Source organism: Burkholderia sp. JP2-270 (assembly GCF_003233675.1).
Lineage (GTDB): Bacteria > Pseudomonadota > Gammaproteobacteria > Burkholderiales > Burkholderiaceae > Burkholderia > Burkholderia pyrrocinia_C.
Map to the genome: position 1 here is coordinate 2,822,580 of NZ_CP029825.1, position 11,918 is coordinate 2,834,497.

8 protein-coding genes and 1 pseudogene are annotated in these 11,918 nt (G+C 69.2%); 8 read left to right on the plus strand and 1 reads right to left on the minus strand.

Translation table 11 applies throughout. From position 1 onward, the window contains the following. The first annotated feature begins 454 nt into the window (after positions 1 to 454). Positions 455 to 1,604, plus strand: a pseudogene (locus DM992_RS30960) (metallophosphoesterase). 9 nt (positions 1,605 to 1,613) lie between these two features. On the opposite strand, the gene DM992_RS30965 reads toward DM992_RS30960, so the two are convergent. Then, on the minus strand, positions 1,614 to 2,201 hold the full coding sequence (locus DM992_RS30965) for a malonic semialdehyde reductase (protein WP_111019950.1): 588 nt from the start codon (positions 2,199 to 2,201) through the stop codon (positions 1,614 to 1,616). Positions 2,202 to 2,427: 226 nt separating this feature from the next. Between DM992_RS30965 and DM992_RS30970 the strand changes: the two genes are divergently transcribed. The 7 genes from DM992_RS30970 (at position 2,428) to DM992_RS31000 (ending at position 11,897) form a co-directional block, all read left to right on the plus strand. Then, a complete protein-coding gene (locus DM992_RS30970; protein ID WP_111019951.1) occupies positions 2,428 to 3,033 on the plus strand; it encodes an alpha-ketoglutarate-dependent dioxygenase AlkB in 606 nt (201 codons plus the stop codon). A 339-nt stretch (positions 3,034 to 3,372) separates the two neighbouring features. Beyond that, entirely contained in the window at positions 3,373 to 3,579 is a 207-nt protein-coding gene (locus tag DM992_RS30975) for a hypothetical protein (protein WP_034180396.1), read from the plus strand. 306 nt (positions 3,580 to 3,885) lie between these two features. Further along, complete coding sequence (gene gspI / locus DM992_RS30980) at positions 3,886 to 4,317, plus strand: type II secretion system minor pseudopilin GspI (protein WP_111019952.1); 432 nt, start codon at positions 3,886 to 3,888, stop codon at positions 4,315 to 4,317. Further along, a complete protein-coding gene (locus DM992_RS30985) occupies positions 4,301 to 4,963 on the plus strand; it encodes a prepilin-type N-terminal cleavage/methylation domain-containing protein (RefSeq protein ID WP_111019953.1) in 663 nt (220 codons plus the stop codon). The genes gspI and DM992_RS30985 overlap by 17 nt, the downstream gene beginning before the upstream one ends. A 176-nt stretch (positions 4,964 to 5,139) precedes the next feature. Continuing rightward, positions 5,140 to 7,362 carry a tetratricopeptide repeat protein gene (locus DM992_RS30990; RefSeq protein ID WP_111020492.1) on the plus strand — a complete coding sequence of 741 codons (2,223 nt, stop codon included), beginning with the start codon at positions 5,140 to 5,142 and terminating at the stop codon, positions 7,360 to 7,362. A 42-nt stretch (positions 7,363 to 7,404) separates the two neighbouring features. After that, positions 7,405 to 9,648 (plus strand): tetratricopeptide repeat protein, encoded by a 2,244-nt coding sequence (locus tag DM992_RS30995; RefSeq protein ID WP_111019954.1) that lies wholly within the window; start codon positions 7,405 to 7,407, stop codon positions 9,646 to 9,648. Positions 9,649 to 9,695: 47 nt separating this feature from the next. Further along, the gene (locus DM992_RS31000) at positions 9,696 to 11,897 is read left to right on the plus strand and encodes a tetratricopeptide repeat protein (protein WP_111020493.1); all 2,202 of its coding nucleotides are present in this window, start codon (positions 9,696 to 9,698) and stop codon (positions 11,895 to 11,897) included. Positions 11,898 to 11,918: the final 21 nt, after the last annotated feature.

The window sequence follows — 11,918 nt, forward strand, 5'->3', positions numbered from 1 at the left end:
GTTCGTCGCCGCGACGACGATTCCGAGATACGGGGCCGATAATAAAGCAGCGCGATGCGGACCGCCAGCCGTCCGTCCCGCGGGGGGCGGCACGGGCCATGGCCGGTCGCGGTCGCGCTGGCGGTGGTGCCGGCTCGTCCGGCATCGCGTTTCCGTAGCGGTGGCCGGATCGCCGCGTTCCGTAGAGCAAGCTCGTGTAGGGTTGCTAACGGACTGTAAAGGATCGTAAGACGAACGAGGGCTGGCGAAATTTGCCGCGCTGATGCGGTGGAATCGGCGTGGAAACGGCCGATTACTGCGCGAAGCCGCGCAAGCGACCACCGGCGGCCGCGATCGGTCGTCGCGGCCGGGATCTGTGTACCATCGTGCGTATGGCGCGAAGCGCGGCACGGGACGTCACGGCCCCGTGCGACGCGCGTCGCGGAAGCCGTATCGCAACGAAGGTGAGCGCTCCATGCGAAGTTTCTTTGTCCGGTTCATTGCAATCGGCGTGCTGTTCCATCTGTATGTCGGGATGCGGATCATTCCCGACGCGTTTGCTTCGCCGGTCGCACGCACCATCGCGGCGCTCGTGCTGGCGAGCTTCGTCGTGCTGATCCCGGTCGGCATGTTCTCGCGCCGCTTCGACGAAGGCTGGGCCGCGACGCTGGCAGGCTGGACCGGCTCGCTCCTGATGGGTTTTTTTTTCGTCGCTGCTGGTGCTGACGTTCCTGCGCGAGTTCGTGCTGCTCGGCGTGTTCGCGTGGCGGCAGCTCGGGCACGACGGCGCGTGGAGCGGCGCCGCGGCCGACACGGCGCTCGGCGTGCTGGCGGCCGCGGGGCTCGTCACCGCAATCGGGTTCGTCGGCGCGCGCCGCACGGCGGCGGTCAAGCGCGTGTCGATTCCGGTCGCCGGGCTGCCGGCCGCGCTCGACGGGCTGACGATCGTGCAACTGTCCGACATCCACGTCGGGCCGACGATCAAGCGGCCCTATATCGAACGGATCGTGCGTGTGGTCAATGCGCTCGATGCCGACCTCGTCGTCGTGACGGGCGACGTGGTCGACGGCTCGGTCAAGCGCCTGCGCGAACATACCGCGCCGCTCGGCCGCATGCAGTCGCGACACGGCAGCTTTCTCGTGACGGGCAACCACGAGTATTACGCGGGCGCGCATGCGTGGATCGACGAATTCCGGCGCATCGGGCTGACGGTGCTGCTGAACGAGCACGTACTGATCGAGCACGACGGCGCGCGCGCGGTGCTCGCCGGCGTGACCGACTTCACGGCGGGCGGGTTCGATCCCGCGCACCGGAGCGACCCCGAGCAGGCGCTGGCGGGCGCGCCGCGCGACGTCGGCACGAAGATCCTGCTCGCCCACCAGCCGCGCAGCGCGGAAGCGGCGAACCGCGCGGGTTTTACCGTGCAGTTGTCGGGGCACACGCACGGCGGCCAGTTCCTGCCGTGGCCGCCGTTCGTGCGGATGCAGCAGCCCGTGATCGGCGGGCTGAGCCGCTTCGGCGATCTGTGGCTCTATACGAGCCGCGGCACCGGATACTGGGGGCCGCCGAACCGCTTCGGCGTACCGTCCGAGATCACGCTGATCCGGCTGACGCGCGGCGGCTAGCGAGCCCCGTCATTCGATGCGGGCGATATCGTCGAAGTCGAAGCGCGGGCTGCGCGGGAGCAGGCCGGCCGGATCGCCGTAGCCGAGATTCACGAGGAAATTGCTCTTGATCGCGGTGCCCGCGAAGAATTCGGCATCGACCTTCGCGCAGTCGAAGCCCGACATCGGGCCCGCATCGAGGCCAAGCGCGCGTGCTGCGAGGATCAGGTACGCGCCTTGCAGCGACGAGTTGCGGAACGCGGTGGCCTCGATCAGCGCATCGTTGCCGGCGAACCAGCTGCGTGCGTCGGCGTGCGGGAACAGGCGCGGCAGGTGATCGAGGAACGCGAAATCCATCGCGACGATAACGGTGACGGGCGCGGCCATCGTCTTCGCGAGATTGCCTTGGGACAACGCGGGCTTCAGGCGCGCCTTCGCTTCGGGCGACTTGACGAACACGAAGCGCGCGGGGCTCGAGTTCGCCGACGTCGGGCCGAATTTCATCAGGTCGATCAGCCGGTGCAGCAGCGCGTCGTCGACGGGTTTGTCCTGCCACGCGTTGTGCGTGCGCGCGGTGAGGAACAGTTGATCGAGGGCGGAATCGGAGAGCGTCGTCATGATGGGATCCGGAAAGCAATCGGCCGGGTCGCGCCGGCAGGCATGGCGGAAGAAAGCGGCCCCCTCGGCAGGGCGCGCGGCGATGATAGCGTGATGCGCGAACGCGCATCGCGGTGCGCGGCGGTTTCTTTCATCGGCGAATGACAGCGCATGGCGGCGGGCGTCGCCGTTGGCTAGTATGCAGACATGCGCTGTTCATCCCGTTCATCGCCCGTTTCCTCCCGACATGTCGACGTCCGATTTCTTCACCGATACGCCCGCGCCAGACGTGGACTGGTACCCGGACTGGCTCGCGCAACCCGATGCCGATCGCGCGCTGGCCGCGCTGATCGGCGAGGTAGCGTGGCGGCAGGACACGATCCGCACGCCGCGCGGACGCATTCCGTTGCCGAGGCTCACCGCGTGGCAGGGCGAGCCCGATGCCGTTTACGTGTATTCGGGGATCCGCAACGTGCCGGCGCCGTGGACGCCGGCCGTGCTCGACCTGAAGCGCGCGGTCGAGGCGACGTGCGGTGCGCACTTCAACAGCGTGCTGCTCAATCGCTACCGCAACGGGCAGGACAGCCTCGGCTGGCACGCGGACAACGAGCCCGAACTCGGCGATGCGCCGGTGATCGCGTCGGTGAGCCTCGGCGCGATGCGCGTGTTCGATCTTCGCCATCGCGCGACCGGCGTCACGCATGCGTATCGCCTCGTGCATGGCAGCCTGCTGGTGATGCGCGGGCGTACGCAGGCCGAATGGCAGCATCGCGTGCCGAAGGCGCCGAGCGTGCAGGGCGAGCGCGTCAACCTGACATTCCGGCGCGTGATGCCGGCCGGTATGGGCCGGTGAAACTGACCGTTAAGCGGTGCCCGGGTGGCCGGGCGATTCCCGCCCCGTTTTTTCGACCCATGAACGGGCGAGACAAGCAATTGGCGGCATGTGCGGCACGTTGCCGCATGAGCGTTTTGCCATGTGGCCTGAAATGGCTCTGAGGCCCGTCCCATATGGATTTCAGGCATATTCGATCGACCGTCCGGTTCCGATAGATGAGTGAAACCTCTGATGGTGCGTCGCAACAATCATTAACTAGACTGTCGAATAGCAGAAACGCGTCGCATACCGGCGCGACCTTTTCGACATGCCCCGTGCGTTGCCGATGCAACGTGCAAGGGGGCAGGAGCTTAACGCGTGACCGTACTCGACCCTTCCTTCGAACCCTCGCTGCACGTCTTCGAACAAGACGGCGGATGGCAATGGGCGCTGACGGTGAAGCGGGCGACCGGCGTCGGGGTGAAAGTCGTCGCATTCAGCCGGGAAGGCTTTCGCGGCGAAGCCGAGGCTTACGCCGCCGGCCAGCTTGCCCGCGCCGAGTATGACGCTGCCGTGACGGCCTGACGCCGTCGCGTCGATCCCGCCCGAGGATCGCCTTCACCCCTGCCGGACGGTTTTTCCCGGCCGTTTCCCGTTTTCCCGTGTTCCGCCTGCCGCGCTGCTTGCATCGCGCGATACCGCCACGCGGTGCGCCGGCGCACCGGTCCGTCCGCGCTTGCCGCGCCAAATGGTCCGTACCATTCGACACGTGTGTGCCATACGCGGCGCTTAACGTTCTTGCACGGCGCCCGTCGCGCCGGCGATGCGGCCTGCGCCGCGGTTTGGGCGCCGGACGCCGGGCGACGCGACCCATCGACAAGAACGCAGGTCATGTGCGACGACTACACCGACTACAACCGCCATGCGCGCGGCGAATCGCGCACGGCGCGGGCGCCGGAACGGGGATTCACGCTGATCGAGGTGCTGATCGCGCTGGCGATCGTGGCGGTGGCGCTCGGCGCCGTGATGCGTGCGATCGGTGCGCTCGCGTCGGATACCGATACGGCACGCATGCGCCTGCTCGCGTTGTGGAGCGCCGATAACGCGCTCGGCGAGATCCGCATCGCGTCGACCTGGCCGCCCGTCGGCACGAACACGTTTGCATGTCCGCAGGGCCGGTACCGGTTCGTGTGCCGCCAGTCGGTGGCCGCACTGCCGAGCCCGCTCGTGCGTCGCGTGACGGTGAGCGTCTATCCGTCCGCGTCGAGCCGCAACGTGCTCGCCGAAGTCGTAACGGTGATCCAGAATGAAGCGCGCCGCTGAACCGCGCGCGGCGGCGCGCGCCCGCGGCTTCACGTTGATCGAGATGCTGGTCGCGATCGCGCTGCTCGCCGTGATCGCGCTGCTGTCGTGGCGCGGCCTCGACGCGACGATCCGCGGCCGCGACGATATCGCGTCGAATCTGGCGCAAACGCGTCTGCTCGGCCGCTATTTCTCCCAGTTGCAGTTCGACCTGATGAACCTGGTGACGGCCGACGAAGTGTTCGGGCCGCCGCTGCGCATCCGCCCGAACGAACTGGTGATGGTGCGCCATCTCGGTGTCGGCGGCGGGCCGACGCAGATGCAGGTCGTGCGCTACCAGCTCAAGGGCCGCGAGCTCGCGCGCAGCGCGTCGCAGCCGCTCGCGTCGCTGGCCGAGGTCGAAGACGCGCTGCATCATATGGATGCGTTCGCGCGTGTGGTGGCCAGCAACGATGCGCGGTCGATGCAGCTGGCCGTGTGGATTCCGCCGGGTGGCTGGACGACGAGCCAGGTGAGCATCGAGCAGACCTACGCACAGTTCCTCGCGCAGCACGGCGTCAGCAACATCACGTCGCTCGGGATGCCGCTGCCGCGCGGGGTGCGCTTCGCGGTCACGACGGGCTCGCCGGCGGTCGAATACGTGCGGACGATTCCGATCGGACAGTGACGGCGGCGCGTGCCGCCCCGACCCGAAACGCGTTCCGTCGCCCGGGCAAAAAGGTCCGTAACTTTCGTCATACGTCTGTTATTGCCCGTCCGTTAGTCTCGTGGCGAGCATGACCGCCGCGACCGGTTCCATCGGCCGGTTCAGCGGCGGCATTGGCAAACGGGAAGGGGGCGAACGTGACGGTCGAGCACCGGCATGATGCACACGCGGGCGCGTCGGGGAACGACGCGCGCGGGCAACAGCAATCGGCGGCGATCCTGAGCCGCGCACAAAACTGGCACAGCACCGGACGATTCGACGACGCTGCGCGCGAATATCTGGCGGTGCTCGCGAAGGAGCCGGACAATCCCCAGGCGCTGCACCTGTACGGCGTACTGCAGTTCCAGCGCGGCGCGGCGGACGACGCCGAAGCGTTGCTGCGCCAGTCGATCGTGATCGCACCCGGCACGCGCGCGCTGTCGGACCTCGGCGCGATCGCCGGCGAGCGCGGCCGCATCGACGAGGCGCTCGAGCATTTCGCGGCCGCGCTGCGCGCGACGCCCGACGACGTGCAGACGCTCGTGCGTCGCGGCAATACGCTGATCGGGCTGCGCCGCTACGACGACGCACTCGCGTCGTTCGACCGCGCGCTCGCCGTATCGCCGCTCGTGCTCGATGCGCTCTGCAATCGCGGTAGCGCGTTGCGTGCGCTGGGCCGCTTCGACGAAGCGCTCGATACCTACGATCGCGCGCTGATGGTCGACCCGCGTTCGTTCGAGTCGTGGTTCAACCGCGGCCTCGTGTTGCGCGAACTGCAGCGGCCGGCCGACGCGCTGCAGTGCTTCGATCGCGCCAACGCGATCCGGCCCGGCGTCGCCGCGATCATGGCCGAGCGCGGCCGCACGCTGATCGAGCTCGATCGGCCGGGTGAGGCGCTCGCCGCCTTCAACGAAGCGATCGCTTCCGATCCCGCGCGCATCGACGTGCTTTACAACAGCGCGGTGGCGCTCGAACGGCTCGGTCGCGCCGACGAATCGCTCGCCCGCTGCGAGCGCGTGCTGATGCTCGATCCGGAGCATGTCCGCGCTCATGCGACCCGCGGCAATGCGTTGCTGCAGCTCAAGCGCTACGACGACGCGCTGGCAGGTTATGCGCGCGCGCTGGCGCTCGATCCGCACGCGGCGGAGACGTTGTGCAACCGCGGTACGGCGTTGCGTTATCTGAAACGTTACGACGACGCGCTGGCCAGCTACGATGCGGCGCTCGCGCGCGACGCGCGGTTCGCCGAGGCGTGGGCCAATCGCAGCAGCGTGCTGCAGGACCTGCATCGCTACGACGAAGCGATGGCGTCGCTCGACCGCGCGCTCGCGCTGCGTCCCGATCACGCGACGAACTGGCTCAATCGCGGCAACCTGCATTTCGAAACGGCACGCACGGACGACGCGCTCGCCGCGTACGACCACGCGATCGCGCTGCGTCCCGACTACGCCGAAGCGCATTTCGCGCGCGCGTCGCTGTATCTGATCGAAGGCGATTTCGCGCGCGGCTGGCCCGAATACGAATGGCGGCTGCGCGATGCGCAGCTTGCGCGGCACTACCGGCCGTTCATGCAGCCGGCGTGGCAGGGCGACACGCCGCTCGACGGCAGGACCGTGCTGATTCATGCGGAACAGGGTTTCGGCGACACGCTGCAATTCTGTCGTTATGTGCCGCTGGTGGCCGCGCGCGGCGCACGGGTCGTATTCGAGGTGCAGCCGACGCTGCGCGCGCTGATGGCGTCGTTGTCCGGTACAACCGACGTGATCGCGCGCGGCGAGCTGCTGCCGGCATTCGACTGCCAGGCGCCGCTGTTGAGCCTGCCGCTTGCGTTTCGCACCGAAGAAGCCACCATTCCGCGCGCCGGGGCCTACCTGCATGCGGACCCGCAGCGCACGCGCCAGTGGGATGCGTTGCTCGGCGAACGGCGCCGGCCGCGGATCGGGCTCGCATGGGCCGGCAATCCGGAGCATCGCAACGATCACAACCGGTCGATCGATTTCTCGCGGCTCGCGCCGCTGTTCGATCTCGACGTCGACTGGATCAGCCTGCAGAAGCCCGTGCGCGAGCGCGACGAGGCGCTGCTCGCGGATGCACCGGTTCGCCGCGTCGAAGACGAACTCGGCGACTTCGCGGATACGGCCGCGCTGATAGGCGCCCTGGATCTCGTGATCGCGGTCGATTCCGCGGTCGCGCATCTGGCGGGCGCGCTGGGCCGCCCGGTCTGGGTGCTGCTGCCCGATCCGCCGGAGTGGCGCTGGATGCGTACGCGCGGCGACAGCCCGTGGTATCCGTCCGCGCGGCTGTTCCGGCAGCCGGCGCCGGGAGACTGGGCGGGCGCGATCGACGCGGTGCGTGCCGCGCTCGAGCCGATGACACGTTAGACACGATACGCGATGCGAACAGCGACCAGTGGGAGCCACACGATGACACCGAACGGGGAAGGGACGACATTCGCGAGCGTGCCGGTCGCGCCGGATCGCCGTCCGCCCGACGCCGCGCAGCTCGAACGGCTGCTCCTGCGTGCGCGCAAGGCGCACCACGAGGGCGCGCTACAGCATGCGGAGAACGCGTATGCCGAATTGCTGACGCTCGATCCCGAGCATCCCGAGGCGCTGCACCTGCTCGGCGCGGTGCGCTTCCAGCAGGGGCGGCTCGACGATGCCGAGCCGTTGATGCGGCGTTCGGTCGAGCGCCGGCCGGTGCCGCTCGCGCTCGCGAACTATGCGGCGGTGCTGGCCGGACTCGGACGAGAGCACGATGCGCTCGCGCGTCTCGACGAGGCGCTCGCGATCAATCCCGCCCATCAACGCGTATTGTTTCAGCGCGCCGGGCTGCTCGCGCAACTCGCGCGGCACGACGACGCACGCACGGTCTACGATCGCCTGCTCGAACTGACGCCCGGCTTCGCCGACGGCTATGTGAAGCGCAGCGACATGCTGCGCGCACTCGGCCGCCATGACGAAGCGCTCGCCGACTGCGACCGGTCGATCACACTCGGCGGACGTTCGTTCGACGCGATGCGCGCGCGCGGTCTCGCGCTGCGCGAACTCGGCCGTTTCCGCGATGCGGTCGACAGCTATGGCCACGCGCTCGCGCAGACGCCGGGCAGTGCCGAGGTGCTGTTCCTGCGCGGCGTCGCGTATCTGGACCTGCACGATCCGGAATGTGCGCTCGCGGATTTCAATGCGGCGATCGCGACGAGCCCGACCTTCGTCGATGCGATCTTCAACAGTTCGATCGCGCTCGAGCAGCTAGGCCGGCACGACGAGGCGCTCGGACGCTGCGACCGCGTGCTCGCGATCGATCCGAGCCATGCGCGGGCGCTCGCGAACCGCGGCAACGCGGCCAGCCACCTGGAGCGCTACCGCGACGCGGTCGACAGCTATGCGCGCGCGCTCGAAGCGGAACCGCGCAGTACCGGCGTGCTGTGCAACTATGCGAGCGCGCTGATGCGCGTCGAACGTCACGACGACGCGCGCGACATGTGCGACCGCGCGCTCGCGCTCGATGCGAGTTTCGTACCCGCATGGTTCACGCGCGGCCGCGTGCAACTCGAAACGCACCGCTACGAGGCCGCGCTCGACGATTTCGCGCGCGTGATCGACGCGACGCCACAAGACAAGCTCGCGCACTTCCACAAGGGCAACGCACTGCGCGCGCTGCGACGTCACGACGCCGCGCGGCAGGCGTATGCGGACGCGATCGACATCGATCCCGACTATGTGCTCGCGCACTGCATGCGCGCGTTCCTGTGCCTGTCGATCGGCGATTTCGAAGCGGGCTGGGCCGAGTATGAATGGCGCTGGCGCGACACGCAGCTCGACGCGAGCCGGCGCGCGTTCGCGCAGCCGCGCTGGACCTACGGGATGCCGCTCGACGGGAAGACGATCCTGCTGTACCCGGAACAGGGGCTCGGCGATACGTTGCAGTTCTGCCGCTACGTGGCGCTCGTGAAAGCGCTCGGCGCACGCGTCGTGCTCGAAGCGCCGGTCGAACTGAAGGCGCTGTTCGCGACGCTCGACGGCGTCGACGCGCTGGTCGCGCGCGGCGAACCGCTGCCGCCGTTCGACCTGCATTGCCCGCTGCTGAGCCTGCCGCTCGAGTTCCGCACGGACCTGGCGTCGATTCCGGCGGGCGTGCCGTATCTCGCCGCCGATCCCGCGCGCGTGGCGCGCTGGCGCGAACGGCTCGGCGCATCGACCCGGCCGCGCATCGGCCTCGTGTGGTCCGGCAACCCGCTGCACCTGAACGACCGCAATCGCTCGATGACGCTCGCGGATCTGCTGCCGCTGTTCGACGACCGCTACGAGTGGATCAGCCTGCAGAAGGTGGTCCGCGACGAGGATCGGCCGGTGCTCGACGCGAGCGTGGTCCGCTTCGTCGGCGACGATCTGGCGGACTTCGCCGACACGGCGGCGCTGACCACGCTGATGGACGGCGTCGTCAGCGTCGATACGTCCGTCGCGCACCTCGCCGGCGCGCTCGGCCGGCCGCTGGCGCTGATGATTCCGCATACGCCCGATTTCCGCTGGCTGCTCGAGCGGGACGACAGCCCGTGGTATCCGTCCGCACGGTTGTTCCGCCAGCCTGAGGGCGGACAGTGGGCGCCCGTCGTCGAGCGGATCGCGGCCGAATTGCCCACGCTCGTTGGTGGGGGCGCGCGGTGAGTGCGCGCCGTGAAGCTGCGCCGCTCGCCGGATTCGGTGTCGGCGCCGTGCCGTTGAGCTCGGTGCTAGCCGATGCGCTACGTAATGCGCGCACGCGTCTCGAACAGCGCGACTTCGCGGGGGCCGGACGGCTCTACGAAGGTGTATTGACGATGGCGCCCGACAACGTCGAGGCATTGCACCTGCTCGGCCTCGTGCACCTGAAGCTCGGCGATCCCGCGCGGGCGGAGCCGCTGATTGCGCGGTCGATGCGGGTCGGGCTGAACCAGCCGTGGAATCTCGCGAACCACGCGGCAGCGCTGACCGGCGTCGGTCGTCATCGCGACGCACTCGCGGTTGCCGACCGCGCGCTCGCGACCGATCCGGACCATGCACCGTCGAATGCGGCGCGCGGCGATGCGCTGCTCGCGCTCGGACAATACGACGCAGCGCTCGCGGCCTACGATCGCGCGCTGGTGTGCGAGCCGGCCCACGCCGCGGCGTGGTGCAAGCGAGGCGAGACGCTGAGGCGGCTCGAGCGGCCCGCCGATGCGCTGATCAGCATCGAGCGCGCGCTGCGGATCGATGCGAACGACCCGGCCGCGCATACCGAGCGCGGGCATGCGCTGCGCGGGCTGGGTCATCGCGAGCAGGCGCTGCATAGCTATCAGCTCGCGATGGTCGTGCGCGGCAAGACCCCTGATCTCGTCTATGCGTGCGGCGTGGTGATGACTGAACTCGGTCGGCCGGCCGACGCGCTCGCGTGTCTCGACGAAGGGCTTGCACGGCTACCGAACGACGAACAGTTGCTGTACGCGAGCTGCGTCGCGCTGGATCTGCTGCATGCCCGCGACGAATTGCTGAAGCGCTGCGACCGGCTGCTCGCGCTGAATCGCGGCAACGTCGCCGCATGGGTCGGACGCGGCAATGCGCTGCTCGGGCTCGAACGCTACGACGAAGCCGCGTACGCGTATCGCGAAGCGCTGGCGCGCAAGCCCGACGATATCGACGCGCGACGCAACAGCGCGGCCGCGCTGCGCGCGCTCGGCCGGTACGACGATGCGCTCGCCGATTACGACACGGCGCTCGCGCTGACGGGCCCGCATGTCGAGCTGCATTACAACCGCGCGCTCGCATTGCAGCAGCTCGGCCGCTACGACGAAGCGCTCGCGAGCCACGCGGCCGCGGCCGCCGCGCCGGCGGAAGTGGCGCAGGCGTTGTTTACGCGTGCGCTCGCGCGCCAGCATCTCGGCGACTACGACGCGGCGCTCGCAGATTATGCCGACGCGTGCCGGCGCGATCCGCATCATGGCGCCGCACACCGCTCCGAGGCGTTCTGCCGGCTGCTGATGGGCGATTTCGATGCGGGATGGCGGCAGCACGAGGCGCGTTGGGACGCGGCCGACGTGATGCTGCACCGGCGTCATGCCGACCGGCCGCTGTGGACCGGTGCCGAACCGCTCGCGGGCCGCACGCTGCTGCTGCACGCGGAACAGGGATACGGCGACACGCTGCAATTCTGCCGCTATGCGAGCCTCGCGCACGACCTCGGCGCGACCGTGATCGTCGAAGCGCCGGCCGCGCTCGGCGAACTGCTCGGCACGCTGCGCGGCGTGAGCCGGATCGTCACCGAGGATCAGCCGACACCCGCGTTCGATCTGCATTGCCCGCTGATGAGCCTGCCGTACGCGTTCCGCACGACGCTCGACACGGTGCCGGCCGATGGGCCGTACCTGCGTGCGGATGCGCGGCGGCGCGACGCATGGGCGCAGCGCGTCGATCGGGTTGCTCGGCCGGGCCGGCTGCGGGTCGGGCTCGCATGGTCCGGCAATCCGCGTCACGCGAACGACGAGAACCGCTCGATACCGTTCGTCGCGCTTGCGCCGCTGATGGCGCTCGACGCGACCTTCGTGAGCCTGCAGCCGCAAATGCGGGCGCGCGACGCGGACCCATTCGCGGCCAGCGGCGTGCTGTCGTTCGCGGATGCGCTGACGGATTTTGCCGAAACGGCCGCGCTGATCGACACGCTGGATCTCGTGATCAGTGTCGACACGTCGGTCGCGCATCTGGCCGGCGCGCTCGGGCGGCCCGTGTGGGTGCTGCTGCCGCGCGTGCCGGACTGGCGCTGGCTGCTCGAACGCGACGACTGCCCGTGGTATCCGGCCGCGACGCTGTTCCGGCAGATGCGGCCCGGCGACTGGCCGGCGGTAGTCGAGCGGGTGGCCGGGGCGCTCGACGCGGTGTGCCGCGCGCGCCCCGAACCGGCGTGACCGGCCTTCCATGACAAAAGC